Here is an 18020-nt window from a genome sequence, read left to right on the forward strand (position 1 = left end):
GTTAGGGAGTTTGTATGTATCGGTTTATTACCAGAGATGCATTACATGCTGTAAAAGCAGGCTGACGCCAGTGATTCCAATCCAGCAGCAGAGACCCATGAAGAGTGGTTTACCGCCGGTTTTGACCAGTTTCACGATGTTGGTATTGAGTCCGATGGCCGCCATGGCCAGCACAATGAAGAATTTAGAAAGTTCTTTGATCGGGGCAAAGAAGTCCGCAGGCAGTCCCATGGCAGCAGCCACGGTAGTGATGATAGAAGCGGCGATGAAATATAGGATGAAGAATGGGAAGATATCCTTCATGGAAACTTTTTTGCCTTCTGCTTCATCCTCTTTTTCTTCTTTTCTCGTCCTCCAAACTGCCAAGATCAGAGTGATCGGGATAATGGCAAGGGTTCTGGTCAATTTTACTGTTACAGCCTTGTCCAAAGTAGCGGCTCCCAAATTCCACATGCTGTCCCAAGTAGAAGCACAGGCTGTGACGGAAGACGTATCGTTGACGGCAGTTCCGGCAAAGATACCGAAAGCTTCTCCTGAAGTGGTATCAAATCCGATCGCGTTTCCAAAGGTAGGAAATACGATTGCCGCCAGTACGTTGAAAAAGAATATGATAGAAATGGCCTGTGCGACTTCCTCGTCGTCCGCCTCTATGACGGGTGCCGTAGCTGCGATGGCAGAACCGCCGCAGATAGAGGAGCCTACGCCGACCAGAGTCGAGATGTTTGCCGGTGTCTTCATAACCTTGTGCAGTACATAGGCGATGAGCAGGGACGTAGATATCGTACATATGATAATCGGAAGAGACTGTTTGCCAGTCTCTAAAATGACGTTTAAGTTCAATCCGAATCCGAGTAAGATGACTGCCCACTGCAGTATTTTTTTTGATGTGAATTTAATGCCTGCCTCAAATGAGGCTTTTTCTTTCAGCAGCAGAGTGACAATCATTCCTGCCAAAATTGCGATGACAGCACCGCCCACGAGGGGGAAGGCTTTTCCCAAAAACCATGACGGAACGGCGATAAGCAGGCAAAGAAACAGTCCCTTGCCGTTTTTGTTTATAAAATTCATTGTGTATCCTCCTAAAATGATATCGCAAACAATCATTATAGCGGAAAATGTCGAAAAAGTAAAATGTGTGAAAATTGAAATAACGGGTATTTATATAGAAAATGATAGAAAGGCAGGTTTCAAACATGAGTATTGCATTGACACAGGCAGCAAAAGACCAATTAGACAAGATACTGAGTGACGACAGATATATGAGAATCGCCCTGAACAAGACAGGCTGCTGTAACTTTACATTAGACTTTTACGTAGACCGGAAGAAATCAAAGGACGAGTTGATTGACGTAGACGGATACGGATTTCTGATTTCAGAGTTAGAAAAACCGATTTTGGACAGCGTAGTAAAAATTGACTATGGCAGGAAGGGCATGTTCAAAGACTTCAGAGCCGTCATGAGGTAACCTGGAATTGACCAGATTCTGAAAAAACCGATAAGACGATGCTTATCGGTTTTCATTGTATTCTTTTTGCTTTGACAGCAGGTCTCTGATTTCGATGAGAAGCTGCACCTCTTCTGATGGTTTTTCAGGTTCTGGTGCGGGTTCTTCTTTTTTTCTCTGCAGTTTGTTGAAGCCCTTCATGATACTGAAGATGACGAGAGCAGTCAGCAGGAATACGATGACTGCTTGTACAAAATTTCCAATCAGAATGACACTGTTGCCCACAGTAATGGAAATACCTGTAAAATCAAGACCGCCGATGATAATGCCCAGTAGGGGCGTGATGATGTCGTTGACAAGAGATGTCACGATAGCGGTAAAAGCACCGCCGATGATGATGCCTATGGCCATGCTCATCGCATCGCCGCGCGATATGAATTCTTTAAACTCTGACAAAAATTTTTTCATTGAAACCTCCATTGCATTTAAATAAATTTGAAGTTTTTGCTAGTACACTTTCTCATCATGACCTTTGATTTCGCTTGAAGAAAAAGTTCGCTTCATGTATACTTTTAGTATATCAATTTCTAGGAGGAAAATCTATGTTGGAGATAGGAATTAAGGGAAATCAAGAAGTAAAGGTGACAGATGAGAATACTGCACTGACCATGGGCAGCGGCACCCTCAAAGTCTTCGCAACGCCTTCGATGATCGCTTTGATGGAAAAGACCGCTTGGCAGAGCGTAGCATCTGATTTGGAGGAAGGCAGCGGCACCGTAGGTACTCAGCTCAACGTAAGCCATTTATCGGCGACGCCTTTGGGTATGACTGTCAGATGTGAAAGCGAACTGATTGAAGTGGACGGCAGGAAACTGGTCTTCAAAGTTTCTGCTTATGACGAAGCAGGGTTGATTGGCGAGGGGACTCACGAGCGGTTTATCGTCAAGAATGAGAAATTCCAGGCGAAGGCAGACAGCAAGGCAGATGCATAACAGGCTATTATTGCAAAACATCATCACTCATATTGAAGAGAATCTTACAGAGAAACTGACTTTGGAAGTTTTGGCAGGCAGATTTGGCGTTTCAGAAATCTATATTCGGAAACTGTTCAAGTCTGCTTTTCATATGCCCATCTCCACCTATATCAAAAAGAGAAAACTTTCCTGTAGTGCAGCTCTGATGTTAGAGTGCGACTTTCGTATAGCCGATATTGCGGCTGAATACGGTTATGAATTTCCCCAAACCTATATTAACGCTTTCAAAAGAGAATATGGCCTAACCCCTTTTCAGTGGAAAAAATCCGGACAGCCTTTAACGATTACAGAGAAGGTCTCTCTAGATGAGATGATCGCCATTGGAGAAGAAGGGATGATTCTGCCTGACCTGCTTATCTTGCCTGCCATGATTCTCTCAGGGGTAAAGCACAGGTTGGGTTTTACTGAATCCCACAGCCTGGCACCTCAAAAAGCCTTGGAGTTTTGGGATGATGATTATCCCAAAATAAAACATGTGCAGGAAAAAGCCGTCTATTATGGTGTAACGAAGAACTACGACCAAGAGAAACGCAGCTCTGATTATTATTGTACGGCTCACGTTTCTGCCCCCAATGAAGGACGGCAGAATCTGCTAATAGGATCGTCTCGTTATGCCAGGTTCACCTATATCGGCAGCCATTCTTATCGGGAATTGGACGTGAAAAGGGCAAAGGAGATGTACCGGGCCATTGAGATATATTTTGCCCGCCAGTCTGATAACCAGCATATGTTTGATCAGGATATGTATTTTGAGCGGGTAGATACAAAAGTCTGTACTGAAGATTTTTGTACCATGGAATGGTATATCCCGTACAAATAGTATCTCTTCTGTTCATTTTTCTGCAATGAAACATGGTATTATGAACAAAAGGAGGAACTGACTATGGAATTTAAGAGAGTAAACTTGGACAATCTGGAAGCAGAGCACATCTGCTGTGCGATTACAGAAAAAAAGGGGGAAATCTGTGTTTCCTCGAAAAAACAGTGGCTGCGGCAGAGGATGGAAGAAGGATTGGTTTTCCTCAAGCTGGATGAGAGAGGGAAGGTTTTTATTGAATACTTGCCAGCAGAGGCCGCCTGGGCGCCTATTGAAGCGCCGGGTTATCTGTACATCGACTGCTTCTGGGTGTCTGGAAAATATAAAGGGAAGGGATATGGCGACGCACTGCTGGAAGAATGTATCGCCGATGGAAAAGCACAGGGCAAGACCGGTCTGGTTGTTCTGTCCACGAAAAAGAAAATGCCGTTTATCTCAGAGCCGGGGTATTTGAAATATAAGGGATTTATAGTGGCGGACACCTGTGAACCTTATTATGAATTGCTCTACCTGCCCTTCGGAGAAAAGGCTCCAGTGCCAAAATTCCGTGATAGTGTGAAAAACACTGTGGTTCCAAAGGAAGGGTGGACTTTATATTATACGAACCAATGTCCTCATACGGCAAAATATGTGCCGATTCTTGTCGACGTGGCGGCAGAACGAGGAATTGCAATCAAGGCAATTCACCTTGACAGCAGGGAAGCGGCACAGAATGCGCCGAACCCGTTTACAACTTATGCCCTATATCGTGACGGCGAGTTTCTGACTAACGAGATTTTGTCAGAGAAGAGCTTTATGAAAAAACTATAATGAAACATATAGCGCTGGATTTTCCTGTCTCCCCGTGGTAAAATAAAGTCAGTAAATTCTGAAAAAATGGAGGCGGTGTAATGAAGACATTATTGAAAAACGGATTCATCTATGATGGAACTGGCGGCGAAGCATTTTCTGGAGATATTTTAATTCAAGACGAAATGCTCGAGGAAATCGGAGAAAATTTGACAGACGACGAAGCAGAAGTCATTGATCTTGCAGGACGTTCTGTTTCTCCAGGCTTTTTTGATGCTCATTCCCACAATGATTTCTTTGCCATAAAGAAGGAACCGGAGAAATATTTTGAACCCTTTGTAAGACAGGGGATCACTTCTTTTATCGCAGGAAACTGCGGACTATCCAGCGTTGGCTTTGAGAAAGACAGTCCGTACAAGGAAGGCATCGGCGGCGGCCTTTTCCATAATTGGGATGTGACTGGCGAATACGGAACCGTCAAAGAATTCTTTGATGCCATCGACAAGAATACGCCGCTGAACATCGCCACCCTTGTGGGCCATTGTTCAGCAAGAAACAGCGTGTCTGGTTTTGAAAACAGAGAGCTGACGCCTGAAGAGCGCAGCCGCATGCTGGGCATTATGGAGCAGGGACTGAAAGAAGGTGCTTGTGGACTGTCACTGGGTTTGATGTACGAACCGGGTGTTTATGCTAAGACAGAGGAACTGCGTGACGTGGCGAAGCTTTGCGAAACTTATGACGTGCCTATGACCGTTCATCCTCGTGCCAGCAGCGCTGTATCTTTGGCCTATTCCAGTCCTTTCGGCAGACCACATATTCTGCGGGCTTTAGATGAGTTAGAGGAGGTCTCTAGGGGCACGCACATGAAACTGCAGTATTCTCATGCTATCTTTGTGGGCCGTTCATCCTTCAAGTGCAAGGACGAACTTCTCGCGATTTTGATGCGCATGAGAGAAAACGGCATTGATGCCATGTTCGACATCTATGCAGAGGATCGCGGTGTATCGGTCATTACGGTCATCATGCCGGCTTGGTATCAGTCCATGAGCAAAGAAGAAAAACGCAAACCTTTTAACAAACTGAAGTTCACCCTTTTGGCTAAACTGAGCATGAAGATGCTGGGATTTAACTTTGAGAATATCCTCATTGCAGACGTTGGCGAGGGTTATGAGAAATATGAGGGAAAGACGGTGCATCAGATTGCGCAGGAAGAAGGTATGAGTGATATCGACGCTTATCTGCACCTCTGTGAGATCAGCAATAATACGGGACGTGTCATCATGGAACCTTACAGCACGGCGGAGATCATCAGCGAGTTTTCCAAACATCCCAATGTGCTCTATATGACCGATGCCTGGGTTGAGGAGCGGGGCGTGCAGAATCTGGCTATTTACGACTGTTTCCCGAAATTCCTCCATCTTTCACTCAAGGGCAGCGGCGACACCATGCCTGCCACCATTCGCAAGATGAGCGGCGCAGTGGCTGATCGGTTCTGCATCGGCCAAAGGGGATATATCAAAAAGGGATTCTTTGCGGATTTGACCGTTTTTGATGAAGAAAAGCTGAAGAACGGCGTGCCTGATCAAAATAAACCTTTCGGCATTGAGAAGGTCTTTGTCAATGGTATCAAAGTCCTCGATGGCGACGTTCTAGATCGGCAAGCCTTTGCAAAGGCAGGACGGGCCATGCCTCGAGAAAGATAAAGTGTGATTTTTTTCTTGTCATCTGCTTTCGTTGTGCTATAATAGTATGGTAAAAATATTGACAGATAAGAATTTACTTATAAATAAAACACAGGAATGGAGAGTAGAATGATGGAAAAAATTTATCAAGGAAAAACAAAAGACGTATTTGCACTGGACAATGGAAACGTGATGCTGCAGTTCAAGGACGACTGCACAGGAAAAGACGGCGTCTTTGATCCAGGCGAAAATACAGTAGGACTGACAATCGAAGGAATCGGCAGAGCAAACCTCAGAACCTCAATCAGATATTTTGAACTGATCAAAGCTGCAGGCATCAAGACCCATTATGTCAGCGCTGACGTTGACAATGCGACCATGGAAGTTTTGAAGGCGACTCCATTTGGGAAGGGACTTGAGGTTATCTGCAGACTGAGAGCGACAGGCAGCTTTATTCGCAGATATGGCGCATACATCGAGGACGGCACTGTTTTCGAAAACGGATATGTAGAGACGACGCTGAAGGATGATGAGAAAGGCGATCCCCTCATCACAAGCGAAGGCCTGGAAGTTTTGGGAATCATGAGCCAGGAGATGTTCAACCAGATGAAAGAGCAGACTCTGAAGATTACCAAGATCGTTGCTGACGACCTTGCATCTATGGGACTGGAACTTTGGGACATCAAATTTGAATTCGGTTATAACAATGACGAAGTCATCCTCATCGATGAAATCGCCAGCGGTAACATGAGAGTTTACAAGGATGGAAAGATTGTAGACCCTGTTGACCTCACTGACATCATTCTTAGCCACACAAAATAAATAGTCAAAGTTATAGACAACACCTGCCGGCCTAATGGCCGGCAGGTGTTTTTTGATTCACAGGAAATTGCGTTTTTACGATTTCCTGTGAATTAAAAAAGTGGGTGTGCAGAGGGGAATCCCCTCGCCGCCCTAAGGAGGGTTACGCCTGCAAAGCAGGCTCCGAAGAGAACCTGTGTGTTTACCCTTTAGGAATCTGAACATCTCAAGAGTAGAGTTGGTGTAAACAGAGCGTTTATATCCTTTTTATGATACATATGATAATATATAAATAAAAAATAGACAGAGGAGATTACATATGGATTGTAAAAAAGTAGGATTGTTTATCAAAGAGCTTAGAAAGAAAAAAGGATGGACGCAGCAGAACCTGGCTGATCAAATCAGTGTTTCGGACAAGGCTGTCTCAAAATGGGAACGAGGTATTGGATGCCCTGATATCACCTTAATCGGTGACTTGGCCGAGGTACTGGAAGTGTCCATCAGTGAAATATTGGCTGGGGGATATATCAAATCAGCAACATCGGAAATTATGGACACCATCGCTACGGAAGCAGCGATGAGCTATGCTGGACAGGCGAGGAAATCTATACTGATTAAAATGAGTATCGTGGTAGTCCTTTTGACCATCGCATTGGCTGCAGTCAGCATCCTTTTTTATCTATCGAAGGCATCTTTACCTACTACAGAAGAGATGGTAGGGCAATTTGAAACGGCGACTAATGAATACTTCACTGATGCAAAAGTCTTTTTGGAAATTGGCAGGGTGGACAATTATTATAATCTGATAAAATCCCAGGCTAAAGTATCTGAAACGATTGGACAGTTGGAGGACTGCTATAACCCGGAAACGAAAAAATATAAGGCTGTACATTTTTTTAAATTTCGGTTTGAACAGTTCGCTGAGAGAGTGAAGCTGGATGCATCTGTGGGTGGAGGAAGTTTAATCGTAGATCCGGCAAAAGAGAAACGTTATCGTTCTGCATATGAACTTATGGAGGAATATTATGATGGGGAGTGGCGCAGCAATTAGGCGAAAAATATAGGAAACGATAGAAAAAGCGCGATGAATCTGGATGCCATCATGCTATCCAAATCCATCGAGCTTTTTTATTTTGACACTTATCACTGGCGTCCCATCTTTGAGTCGGCAGAAATCAACCGCTTACGACCAGGCACTTTGACCAGGTTCTCCAGCTCTTTGATGGCGTCCTTTCCGATCCAGATTTGTGCTTTATTGCCATGTTCTTTGAGGTTGTGCGCCAGCAGAAGGGCTTTTTCATTTGTATCAAAGTCATGTTTGCCAATTTCGCGCAAGGCCCAGGAAACAGATTTTTTGACATGATCCCGTTCATCCTGTGAATGCTCCTGGATGAGCGCCAGATAAGCATCGAGGGTTTCCTCTGTGATTTCTTTCTTGTGAATGGCTGCAGACGCCATCAGCGTAAAAGCGCCACGCTTTTTATGAGTGTGATTTGAAGTAATCCATAAAGTGATCAATTGGTCAAAGTCTTTCATTTTTACGATTAAATTTTTGCACAAATGATCGCACAGATCCCAAGAAATCACGTCTGCCATCAAAGTATCCACTTCTTCGAGGGTCATTTTCTTTTTATCAAAGAGCAGCACTGCCAGCAGCCTGGCTTCGTGATAGCCTGATTGCCACAGTTCATATGCCAGATCCTGAGATTTTTCGATGCTTTTAGCCAAAGTCCGTATCTCTGCTGTTGAGACGCCGATACTGTTTTCCTCTGGTATTCCCAGCTTGGTGACGTTGGCCTTATGCTTTTCGCTGGCTAATGCCTGAAGCTGGTTGATGATTTCTTGACAAGTCATGAATTTAGTTCCTTCCCTTGGGCAAATCCGTTTAAATGTGAAACTATTATAACATAAATTTGATTTTTCTGCATTATAAGACTTTAGTTTTATTTCCAAAGATACGGTTAAAATCCTTTAAATTTAGTCGTAAAGGAGGTATAATTATGGATAAGATTGGGATTTTTATAGATACTAAAGTCATATGAAAGGATTATACAAAATGAAAAGCATAAATTACTATATAAAAACAAAAGAGAGACGAAAAATTCTATCCGAACGTAAGGAAAGCTATTTAGACTATGTCTGCCAACAGACTGGTTGGAACCGGGACAAAGCAAAGTCTGAAATGGACAAGTATTTGGAGCAGGGCGTGAGTTACCGATTTTATGTCAAAAAGAGACTTTGGAGTAGAAGCGGCAAAAAGTTGGAATCTAGTCTTGCAAATATTCGCAAAGACAGTCGTTATGATAAAACTAGCATGAAAAAACACGCTCGTCTGGTCGCAGAGGAAAGCGGATGGTCTCAGAAAAAGGCTAAAGAAAAAATATTTGAATCAAACTTATACACGGAATGTTCACCACGGGATTATTATCAGTTCCGGTTTTGGGAAAAATCTATCGAGGAACAGAAGCAATACTATACAAAAGGTACGGTAGAGCGAATGATCATGAAATATAATACCAATCCTGATGAAGTGGCGATGATTCGAAATAAGGAGAAGTTTGCCAAAGTATTCGGGGATTTGTTTCATCGGGTCTGGTTTTCTAACAGAAAGCTTACTTTTGAAGAATTTCTCCAAAAGACTGAGAATCTCACGAGTCTGATTTGTAAGCCGATATTTGGAACTCATGGCGAAGGTGTTGAAAAGTTTGATATTCCAAAAGATTTAGACGGAAAGAGGCAGTTATATGACTTACTGATGTCAAAACCAAAAAGTTTGTGCGAAGAATTGATTATACAGCACCATGCGCTTGCGGAAATTTGTAAAACTTCTGTAAATACAGTGCGACTGGTGACAATACTTGACAACGACGAAATTCACTACATGTATTCCGTATTAAGGATGGGAACTGGTGGACTGATTGATGGCTATGAAGGCGGTGGAATCTTTGCACCTGTGGATGTTACTACAGGAATGATTTGTAAAGATGGTTTGGATTTGGATAGTAAAACCTATAAAGTCCATCCTGTATCACAAAAGCCTATCAACGGTTTCCAGATTCCGAACTGGGACAAGGTGCTCCAACTGGCAGAAACAGCCGCTAGAAAACTTACGGGCGTCCATATGGTAGGATGGGACATTGCAGTAACCGAAACCGGAGCCTCGCTGATTGAAGGTAATTCAGAATCTAATTATCAATTCGCACAATTGCCGTATATTCCTGAGGGGAAAGGTGTAAGATATAAGTTTGAACCGTTTTTAGAATGAGGAAAAAACGAGATTGCCCATACACTGGAACATCCAATGTATGGGCAATCTTTTGATTTGAGAAAAATTCCTTATTCTCTTTATAACCTTATAGTGCTGTGTAGTACCGCCGTCTGACAATTTCCACATAGCGGTCTGGATTTTTGGTGTCGATTTCACAGCGGCACGGTTCACTCTCCCTGTTTTCGCCGGTGGGTACAAAGCCGAGGGCTTCGTACATGGCGGCGCCGATTTTGTTGTCGGGATAATGCATCAGTTCGACACAGCCGATGGACGGAAATTCTGTTTTGAACAAATCCATGGCAGCTTCCAGTGTAGCGCGTCCAAAACCTTTGCCCTGATGGTCTTTGTCAATCATATATCTATGCAGAAATACGTAGTCGGGTTCGTCTTTGACAAAATAATACAGCAGGAACCCGATGGGTTCGTCATCGTTGTAGACGACCTTTGTGACAAAATCCTTTTCAACTACACATTCTGCAATAGAAAAAAGGTTGTCTTCCATAAAGCATTTTTGATTCTCATGAACCTCCAGGCTGATGGCAGCTTGAAAGTTATTTTTATCCACATTTCTAAAGGTAATCATCAATCTCATCCTTTCTGCTTTCTACACGTTAAACAGGAAGTTAAGTACGTCTCCGTCCTTTACGACATATTCTTTGCCTTCAGAGCGGAGCAGACCTTTTTCTTTGGCGGCGCTGAGACTGCCGCCGCATTCGATCAGCTTGTCATAAGCAATGGTCTCTGCTCTGATAAAACCTCTCTCAAAGTCAGTATGGATGCGGCCAGCTGCCTGCGGTGCCTTTGTTCCTCTTTTGATGGTCCAGGCGCGGCATTCGTCTTCTCCGGCTGTGAGGAAGGAAATCAAATTCAGCAGGTGGTAGGAGGCCTTGATCAACTTGTCAAGACCCGACTCGCTGATGCCCAGTTCTTCGAGAAACATCGTCTTCTCTTCATCATCCAGCTCTGAAATTTCCTGCTCAATTTCTGCACAGATGACAACCACCTCAGCATCCTCTGTAGCGGCGAATTCGCGAACAGCTTTGACATATTCGTTATCGGTGTTGTCAGCGGCATCTTCTTCAGAAACATTTGCCACATAGATGATCGGCTTGTAGGAGAGTAAATCCAGGCTCTTTACAAATTCATCTTCTTCATCGGTTAAATCCATGGCTCTGGCAGATTTGCCAGAGGCCAGGAAATCGTTGATTTTCGTCAGCAGGTCCAGTTCTTTTTGAAGAGACTTGTCCCCCTTGAGGTTCTTTGTGGTCTTGGTAATGCGGCGTTCCAAAACTTCCATATCAGAAAGAATCAATTCTGTATTGATGGTCTCAATGTCAGATAGCGGATCGATTTTGCCGTCGACGTGAACGATGTTATCGTTTTCAAAACATCTGACGACGTGGACGATGGCGGCTACCTCTCTGATGTGCCCCAGAAACTTATTGCCCAGTCCTTCGCCTTGCGAGGCACCTTTTACCAGGCCGGCGATGTCGCAAAATTCAATAGTGGTGTAGATCGTTTTCTTTGAGTTATATATTTCGTGCAGGGTTTTGATACGCTCATCGGGAACCGTGACCACTCCCACATTCGGTTCGATTGTGCAGAAGGGATAATTGGCCGCTTCTGCACCAGCCTTTGTAATTGCATTGAATAGTGTACTTTTGCCCACATTAGGAAGGCCTACGATACCTAATTTCATATTTTGTTAACTCCTCTTTCTTTTGTTTCTTAAAATGATATATAGTGCAAGGCAGAATACGAAGACGAAAAAACTCAGTATCTGCGCCTGCTTGAATGATCCGATCATCAGGCTGTCTGTGCGAAGCTGTTCTACCAGGCCTCTTTCGAGAGAATAGAGCATGCCGTAAAGACACGCAATCTGCCCGGGAAAAGCTCTGCGCTTATCCAGCCAGAGCAGGAACCAGAACAGTGCAAAGCACCAAAGTGATTCGTATAAGAAGGTAGGATGGACGTACTGCCCATCGGCCCAAACCGCCCAAGGCAGGTCTGTCGGTCCGCCGTGTGCCTCTGAATTGAAAAAATTTCCCCATCTTCCGATGGCCTGCGCCAGTGCTACTGTCGGTAATACCAGGTCTGCCATCTCTAGAAAATTGATCTTGTGATATTTGCAGACCAGCAGGCCGACGATGAGGCCGGCGATGATACCGCCGTGGATTGCCAGGCCGCCGTTTCTGATATTGAGGATTTTCCAAAAATCTCCAACATAGTTCTCCCAGCTGAAAATGACGTAATAGGCTCTCGCGCCGATGATTGACGCTGGTATTAAAAAGATGGCAAAATCGAGAATATGGTCGCTCTGTATGCCGTGTTTCGGTGCACGTTTGTAGCAAAGTATAATTGCCAGTACGAATCCTGTCCCAATCAGAATGCCGTACCACATGATATCCATCCCGAATAAAGTAAAAGCTACCGGATCTGGTGCTCTCATAAAATCTCCCCTTTACATTTGTAATTAAAATCTCTTTTATTATAGGATAAAATCTGATAAAATACAATGCATGAAATACGAAAACATATGTAAAGGCAATTTTATAGCTAGACCCAATCGTTTTATCGCAGAGGTTTTGATCGACGGGAAGAAGGAACGTGCGCACGTCAAGAATACTGGCAGATGCCGGGAACTGATGATTCCGGGCGCGGATGTTTACTTAGAAGACTTTGATGGTCGGATGGGCACGCGCAAGATGCGTTATTCCTTGATTGGGGTTAAAAAGGGAGAGGTTTTGGTCAATATGGACTCCCAGGCGCCTAATAAGGTTTGTGAAGAGGCACTTCTGCAAGGAAGGCTGCTTCTGCCGGGTATGGGGAAGCTTTCAACGGTGAAGCGGGAGAAGACCTTTGGTGATTCTCGGTTTGATTTTTATGTGGAAGATGAGAACGGCAATAAAGGCTGGCTAGAGGTAAAAGGTGTGACGTTGGAAGAAGATGGCGTGGCCAGATTTCCTGATGCGCCGACCGAGAGGGGCGTCAAACACGTCTATGAACTCTGTAAGGCAGTGAAAGAAGGATATAAAGGATTTGTGCTATTTGTCATTCAAATGACGGGAATTGAGCGATTTGAGCCCAACGACAGGACGCACAAAGCTTTTGGAGATGCATTGCGCCAGGCGGCAGAAGTGGGTGTTGTGATTCTGGCTTACGATTGTAATGTGACAGAGGAGACTCTGGAAATAAAAGATCAAATCCCTGTAGTATTGGATTAGGCAGACAAGTCTTTGCGCTTGCTGCCTTTTTTCTTTCTTACCGCTGTAAATTTTTCCAGTTGAAAAAGAGCAGTGCTGGTGCTATACTAACATCAATGAGAACATATGTTCTTGTTGACGAAGGAGAGAGGTGAGCAGTGTGACCATCATGCATGTAGATGCCAATTCGGCCTATCTCAGTTGGACAGCAGTAGATTTGTTAGAAAAAGGCTATCCCCTGGACATTAGAACGGTGCCGGCAGTCATTGCCGGCAATCCGGATGATCGGCACGGCATCATTTTAGCAAAATCCATTTCTGCCAAGAAATATGGCATCAGCACCGGGGTAAGCCTGTACGAGTCAAAGCAGAAGTGCCCGCAGCTTCTGGTATTTCCGCCGGATTACGATCTCTATCTGTCCTGTAGTGAGGCGATGTATCACATTTTGCTGGAATACTCGCCTGTGATACAGAGATACAGTGTAGACGAGTGCTTTGTGGATTTTGCCCACTGCGAAAAACGATTCGGCAGACCAGAGGCGGCAGCTTTCGAAATCAAAGAGAGAATCAAAAGGGAATTGGGATTTACGGTGAATGTCGGTGTGGGCAGCAACAAGCTTCTGGCGAAGATGGCGGGTGAACTGAAGAAACCCGATCTGGTGCATACGATTCTCAACCAAAAGGAATTGGAAGAAAAGCTGTGGCCATTGGCCGTAGGGGAGCTGTTTATGGCGGGCAGGGCCTCTGTTAAGAAACTGAGCAAAATTAACATCCATACCATCGGTGATTTGGCTCGCAGTGAACCGGTGCTGCTGCGAAGCCTGCTCAAAAGCCATGGACAGTTGATATGGGAATATGCCAATGGCATTGATCAAGATCGAGTGACGCCGGGGGATCAGGTACTGCAAAAGGGACTTAGCAACAGCATGACCATCAAATACGATGTGACCGATAAACGAGAGGCAGAAAATTATCTCTTGTCACTGACGGACAGGGTCGCAGGACGGCTCAGGCGCCATCAGTGCAAAGCTTCGCTGATTGGAATTGCCGTAAAGACTAATGGATTTGTGCGATACACCCACCAGATTCAGCTGCCGTTTTTTATAGACGATACGACCAAAATCTACAGGTACGCATGTAGCTTATTTGAGGAATGCTGGAAAGGGGAACCGGTAAGACAACTGGGGATCAGATTGTCTGAATTTGCCAGAAAGGATGAATACCAGCTGTCCCTATTTGATGTACGGCAAATGGAAGAAGATGAAGCTTTGAACAAGACGGTAGACGAAATCAGAGAGCGATTTGGGCAGACTGCTATTTACAGAGGGACTTTTGCGAATACTGATATGAAACCTCTGGAAGGCGGAATCAATGATGGAAATTATCTTATGATGGGAGGATATAAGCAGTGAAGATTGTGGCAAAATCGATAGACGTTATTGCTACATTTAGCGATAATAAAAAACCGATACCATACAAATTTAAATTTTTTCAAGATTCGGGGGATAAAATAGAGGTATATGTGGACAAAATAGTAACCGTTGAAGAAAGCAAGCTTGCAGGCATTGACACATTAATTTATACTTGTGAGTCAAAAGTACTTGACGAAAGCAGGCTTTATCAGTTAAAATATGTAATCGGGCAGTACAGATGGGAATTATATAAAATCTGACATTCTGGAAAGTAGTGATTACGCTATTATGGATGACCTGAAAATATGCTCCCCAAAAAGTTCGATAAAAAAGTTGGAAAAAAGTTGTTGACAATCGCTGGATAATTTGGTAATATATTTCTTGCAGTGATTTGAAACAAATTGCGTGGCGGTGTAGCTTAGTTGGCTAGAGCGTCCGGTTCATACCCGGAAGGTCGGTGGTTCGACTCCACTCGCCGCTACCATTTTTTTTGGGCGTTTAGCTCAGCTGGGAGAGCATCTGCCTTACAAGCAGAGGGTCATAGGTTCGAGCCCTATAACGCCCACCATTGTTTCAAATCGAAGCAAAGATGCGGCCTGGTAGTTCAGTTGGTTAGAATGCCAGCCTGTCACGCTGGAGGTCGACGGTTCGAGCCCGTTCCAGGTCGCCAATTTTTAAAAAATTTGCAAGGAATGCTTTGCATTCTGCAAAGAAGTGTGCTAAAATATTTATTGCAAATGTTGAGCACGACATGTATGTGACAATGAATTGCAAAATTTTAGCAACAAAAGCGTAGATTACGCATACAATATGGTGGGTATCGTCAAGTGGTTAAGACACAGGGTTGTGGCTCCTGTATACGTGGGTTCGAATCCCACTATCCACCCCATAAACGTTGGGGTATCGCCAAGCGGTAAGGCAATGGATTCTGATTCCATCATGCGCAGGTTCGAATCCTGCTACCCTAGCCAACAAATAGGATGCTGTTTTAGTGTCCTATACATATGGCGACATAGCCAAGTGGTAAGGCAGAGGTCTGCAAAACCTTTATTCCCCAGTTCAAATCTGGGTGTCGCCTCCATAGAAAAACAGAGTGCTTTGGCACTCTGTTTTTCTATATGGATAATGCAAGAGTTTGACACAGAAGGAATAATGTGGAGTTATAAGCTGTTAGAATTAATTTGAACGGCTGATACATCCCAGAGCTAATCCCTTATCAAATGCCTGCCTGTTCAGGTGCAGCAGGGCAGGTTTCTTATGCAGTTTTTGTTCGATGGTCTTCCACATGACGTCGATGGGGAAAATCTCCGTATATCCTACGTAGGCACCCAGCATGATTACATTGAGTACCTTTGGATTGCCCAGAGCAAGAGCGATTTCCGTAGCGGGAATTTTGATGATGTTTATATCATCTCTCCTGATTTCATCGGTTACGATTGTAGCATTGATAAAAAGATTTCCGCCGGGTTTCAGTATCTTAATAAATTTGGCCAGGGAAGGGTTATTCATGATGATCAGATCGTCCATCTCATCCGCTTTCGGGGTACCGATTTTTTGATTGGAAATGACGACGAAGCAATTGGCAGTACCGCCACGCTGTTCCGCACCATAAGTGGGAAAAAAGACGGTGTTCAGTTCTGTAGAATCACACACTGCCTGGGCGAGGAACTTACCGATAGTCATCACACCCTGTCCGCCAAAACCTGCTATACAAATATTTGTTTCCATATCAGTCTCCTATCTGTCTCTGATAATTCCCAGAGGGAATTCTTTCAACATGTGATCTTCCAGATAATCCAACGCTTTCAAAGGCTCAAGACCCCAGTTGGTCGGGCAGCTGGTGACAACCTCTACCAAAGAAAATCCCTTGCCTTCGATTTGATTCTGGAAAGCTTTTTTGATAGCGTTTTTCGTTTTGACAACGTTCTGCGGCGTGTTGCAGCTGGTCCTTGCTAAAAACGCAGGGGCGGTGAGGGTATCCATCATTTCACATACGTGCATCGGATATCCGTGCTCTGAAGCTGTCCGTCCTTTTGGCGCAGTAGAAGCCTTCATGCCCAACAGCGTCGTAGGAGCCAGCTGTCCGCCAGTCATACCGTATATCCCGTTGTTGACAAAAATCACCGTAATATTTTCACCGCGATTTGCCGCCGAAATGGACTCAGCGAGGCCGATGGCAGCCAGGTCGCCGTCACCCTGATAAGTAAAGAAAATTTTGTCTGGATTGGTACGCTTCATGCCGCTGGCAACGGCGCAGGCACGGCCGTGGGCGCATTGGACATAATCGTATTCAATGTAGTCCATCATCAGGCCACAGCAACCCACTCCGGTGAGGGAGATTGCTCTATCTGCGATATCCAATTCTTCCAGCACTTCACCGATAAGCTTCACTACCGTGTCGTGCATGCATCCCGGACAAAATCCAGAAGATTTATCCTTTTGAATGGTTTTCGTCTTCGTATAAATCAATTCCATGTCTATACCTCACTGTCCTTTACAATTTTTTTTGCCGCCGCCATGATTGCCGCTTTGCTGAGCAGATTACCGCCAGAACGCAGATAGGTTGAGATTGGTGCTCTGCCTTTTACTGCAACAGAAACGTCTTCCACGAATTGGGGTGGAATTGACATTTCAATGTCGAGAATCCCTTTACACTGATCGTAGTCGATTTTGTCGTAGGCATCATAAGGGAACGGATAAAGGGTCAGAACTTTGATCATACCGGCCTTGATGCCTGCTTTGCGTAAGTCGTCAACGGCAGGTGCCGCCATGCGGGCCGAAATGCCGTAAGCGGTCAGAATTACTTCGGCATCCTCGATCTGATAGGCTTCATACTGTGCGTCTTTCCGCCAGGAAGCATATAGCGCTTCGGCCTCCTGATTGCCTTGCTCCCAAAGGTCGTTGTCCCAGCAGCCGGGATTGATCCACGAGCGGCTGCCCGACAGAGGATGGCCAGTTGCAGCCCAGCCTTTTGACGCTCTGATTTCTGCCAGTTCTTCCTCTGTGCGCATTTTTGGAAGAACCACCGGCTCTAGGATGCTTCCAACGATGCCATCGGTGAGAACTAGCACGGGATTTCTGTCTCTATCAGCATAGTCGAATGCCGCATAGGTCATATCTACGGCCTCTTGGACGGTGGAGGGGGCAAAGACCCGCATTCTGAATCCGCCGTTGCCGGAGGCTTTTGTCGCCTGGAAATAATCGTTCTGTGCAGGCTGAATGACACCGATTCCGGGACCGCCTCTGGACACATTTACATAGACCATGGGAATCCTTGCTGCCGCACAGTAAGAGATGCCCTCACTTTTTAATGAGATTCCAGGGCTGGAGGAGGATGTCATAGATCTGATACCCGAACCTGCCGCGCCGTAGACCATGTTGATTGATGCCACTTCAGATTCGCCTTGTAAAAAAGTGCCTCCCACCTCCGGCATTCTCCTGGAAAAGTATTCGGGAATTTCGTTTTGCGGCGTGATAGGGTAACCGGCAAAAAATCTGCAGCCCGCTCTGACAGCGGCTTCTGCGATGGCTTCGCAGCCTTTCATCAATACTCTCTGCATGCTTTCACTC

General features: G+C 44.9%; 20 protein-coding genes and 6 tRNA genes. 17 read left to right on the plus strand and 9 right to left on the minus strand.

All coding sequences use genetic code 11. The features are described from left to right. Nucleotides 1-27: 27 nt before the first annotated feature. Nucleotides 28-1068, minus strand: coding sequence for a YeiH family protein (locus tag ACMQ5W_RS05950; protein ID WP_419024194.1), 1041 nt, complete (start codon nt 1066-1068; stop codon nt 28-30). 125 nt (nt 1069-1193) lie between these two features. Between ACMQ5W_RS05950 and ACMQ5W_RS05955 the strand changes: the two genes are divergently transcribed. After that, nucleotides 1194-1466: an iron-sulfur cluster biosynthesis family protein gene (locus tag ACMQ5W_RS05955; protein ID WP_419024196.1), complete on the plus strand. Its 273-nt coding sequence runs from the start codon at nt 1194-1196 to the stop codon at nt 1464-1466. 42 nt (nt 1467-1508) lie between these two features. Here the strand turns inward: ACMQ5W_RS05955 and mscL are convergent, their stop codons facing one another. Further along, the gene (gene mscL, locus ACMQ5W_RS05960; RefSeq protein WP_419024197.1) at nt 1509-1913 is read right to left on the minus strand and encodes a large conductance mechanosensitive channel protein MscL; all 405 of its coding nucleotides are present in this window, start codon (nt 1911-1913) and stop codon (nt 1509-1511) included. A 134-nt stretch (nt 1914-2047) separates the two neighbouring features. Between mscL and ACMQ5W_RS05965 the strand changes: the two genes are divergently transcribed. From ACMQ5W_RS05965 to ACMQ5W_RS05990, 6 genes are all read left to right on the plus strand, one after another. Continuing rightward, nucleotides 2048-2437 (plus strand): thioesterase family protein, encoded by a 390-nt coding sequence (locus tag ACMQ5W_RS05965; RefSeq protein WP_148492892.1) that lies wholly within the window; start codon nt 2048-2050, stop codon nt 2435-2437. Further along, a complete protein-coding gene (locus ACMQ5W_RS05970) occupies nt 2430-3299 on the plus strand; it encodes an AraC family transcriptional regulator (protein WP_419024200.1) in 870 nt (289 codons plus the stop codon). Before ACMQ5W_RS05965 ends, ACMQ5W_RS05970 begins: the two co-directional genes overlap by 8 nt. 63 nt (nt 3300-3362) lie before the next feature. Continuing rightward, nucleotides 3363-4106 (plus strand): GNAT family N-acetyltransferase, encoded by a 744-nt coding sequence (locus tag ACMQ5W_RS05975; RefSeq protein WP_419024202.1) that lies wholly within the window; start codon nt 3363-3365, stop codon nt 4104-4106. An 80-nt stretch (nt 4107-4186) separates the two neighbouring features. Then, nucleotides 4187-5788, plus strand: coding sequence for an N-acyl-D-amino-acid deacylase family protein (locus ACMQ5W_RS05980; protein ID WP_419024204.1), 1602 nt, complete (start codon nt 4187-4189; stop codon nt 5786-5788). A 111-nt stretch (nt 5789-5899) separates the two neighbouring features. After that, entirely contained in the window at nt 5900-6589 is a 690-nt protein-coding gene (locus ACMQ5W_RS05985) for a phosphoribosylaminoimidazolesuccinocarboxamide synthase (protein ID WP_419024250.1), read from the plus strand. A gap of 298 nt (nt 6590-6887) precedes the next feature. Further along, a complete protein-coding gene (locus ACMQ5W_RS05990) occupies nt 6888-7619 on the plus strand; it encodes a helix-turn-helix domain-containing protein (protein ID WP_419024206.1) in 732 nt (243 codons plus the stop codon). Between the two features lie 92 nt (nt 7620-7711). Here the strand turns inward: ACMQ5W_RS05990 and ACMQ5W_RS05995 are convergent, their stop codons facing one another. After that, nucleotides 7712-8422: a DNA alkylation repair protein gene (locus ACMQ5W_RS05995; protein WP_419024208.1), complete on the minus strand. Its 711-nt coding sequence runs from the start codon at nt 8420-8422 to the stop codon at nt 7712-7714. Between the two features lie 202 nt (nt 8423-8624). On the opposite strand from ACMQ5W_RS05995, the gene ACMQ5W_RS06000 reads away from it, so the two are divergent. Continuing rightward, on the plus strand, nt 8625-9833 hold the full coding sequence (locus ACMQ5W_RS06000; protein ID WP_419024210.1) for a sugar-transfer associated ATP-grasp domain-containing protein: 1209 nt from the start codon (nt 8625-8627) through the stop codon (nt 9831-9833). 88 nt (nt 9834-9921) lie between these two features. Here the strand turns inward: ACMQ5W_RS06000 and ACMQ5W_RS06005 are convergent, their stop codons facing one another. From ACMQ5W_RS06005 to lgt, 3 genes are read right to left on the minus strand one after another with little or no spacing between them, the layout of a single operon-like run. Next, complete coding sequence (locus tag ACMQ5W_RS06005; protein WP_419024212.1) at nt 9922-10419, minus strand: GNAT family N-acetyltransferase; 498 nt, start codon at nt 10417-10419, stop codon at nt 9922-9924. Between the two features lie 21 nt (nt 10420-10440). After that, a complete protein-coding gene (gene ychF / locus ACMQ5W_RS06010) occupies nt 10441-11535 on the minus strand; it encodes a redox-regulated ATPase YchF (protein ID WP_419024213.1) in 1095 nt (364 codons plus the stop codon). Nucleotides 11536-11541: 6 nt separating this feature from the next. Then, complete coding sequence (gene lgt, locus ACMQ5W_RS06015) at nt 11542-12285, minus strand: prolipoprotein diacylglyceryl transferase (protein WP_148492883.1); 744 nt, start codon at nt 12283-12285, stop codon at nt 11542-11544. Nucleotides 12286-12355: 70 nt separating this feature from the next. Between lgt and sfsA the strand changes: the two genes are divergently transcribed. From sfsA to ACMQ5W_RS06060, 9 genes are all read left to right on the plus strand, one after another. After that, nucleotides 12356-13060, plus strand: a complete 705-nt coding sequence (sfsA, locus tag ACMQ5W_RS06020; protein ID WP_419024215.1) for a DNA/RNA nuclease SfsA — start codon at nt 12356-12358, stop codon at nt 13058-13060. Between the two features lie 148 nt (nt 13061-13208). Further along, nucleotides 13209-14450, plus strand: coding sequence for a DNA polymerase Y family protein (locus tag ACMQ5W_RS06025; protein WP_419024252.1), 1242 nt, complete (start codon nt 13209-13211; stop codon nt 14448-14450). Next, a complete protein-coding gene (locus ACMQ5W_RS06030) occupies nt 14447-14710 on the plus strand; it encodes a hypothetical protein (RefSeq protein WP_419024217.1) in 264 nt (87 codons plus the stop codon). Before ACMQ5W_RS06025 ends, ACMQ5W_RS06030 begins: the two co-directional genes overlap by 4 nt. A gap of 147 nt (nt 14711-14857) precedes the next feature. Continuing rightward, a tRNA-Met gene (locus tag ACMQ5W_RS06035) sits at nt 14858-14934 on the plus strand. Between the two features lie 8 nt (nt 14935-14942). Continuing rightward, nucleotides 14943-15018, plus strand: a tRNA-Val gene (locus tag ACMQ5W_RS06040). Nucleotides 15019-15043: 25 nt separating this feature from the next. After that, nucleotides 15044-15120: transfer RNA gene (locus tag ACMQ5W_RS06045), tRNA-Asp, on the plus strand. A gap of 143 nt (nt 15121-15263) precedes the next feature. Continuing rightward, nucleotides 15264-15339 (plus strand) — tRNA-His (locus tag ACMQ5W_RS06050). A gap of 7 nt (nt 15340-15346) precedes the next feature. After that, nucleotides 15347-15421 (plus strand) — tRNA-Gln (locus ACMQ5W_RS06055). A 35-nt stretch (nt 15422-15456) separates the two neighbouring features. Beyond that, nucleotides 15457-15531 (plus strand) — tRNA-Cys (locus ACMQ5W_RS06060). A gap of 95 nt (nt 15532-15626) precedes the next feature. Here ACMQ5W_RS06060 and ACMQ5W_RS06065 read toward each other — a convergent pair. The 3 genes from ACMQ5W_RS06065 to vorB are packed head-to-tail and all read right to left on the minus strand — an operon-like array spanning nt 15627 to nt 18010. Then, a complete protein-coding gene (locus ACMQ5W_RS06065) occupies nt 15627-16178 on the minus strand; it encodes a 2-oxoacid:acceptor oxidoreductase family protein (protein WP_419024218.1) in 552 nt (183 codons plus the stop codon). Nucleotides 16179-16187: 9 nt separating this feature from the next. Continuing rightward, nucleotides 16188-16925: a thiamine pyrophosphate-dependent enzyme gene (locus tag ACMQ5W_RS06070; RefSeq protein WP_419024220.1), complete on the minus strand. Its 738-nt coding sequence runs from the start codon at nt 16923-16925 to the stop codon at nt 16188-16190. Between the two features lie 2 nt (nt 16926-16927). Further along, nucleotides 16928-18010: a 3-methyl-2-oxobutanoate dehydrogenase subunit VorB gene (gene vorB, locus ACMQ5W_RS06075; protein ID WP_419024222.1), complete on the minus strand. Its 1083-nt coding sequence runs from the start codon at nt 18008-18010 to the stop codon at nt 16928-16930. Between the last annotated feature and the right edge of the window lie 10 nt (nt 18011-18020).

It is taken from the genome of Emergencia sp. (genome assembly GCF_048465375.1).
Taxonomy (GTDB): domain Bacteria; phylum Bacillota; class Clostridia; order Peptostreptococcales; family Anaerovoracaceae; genus Senimuribacter.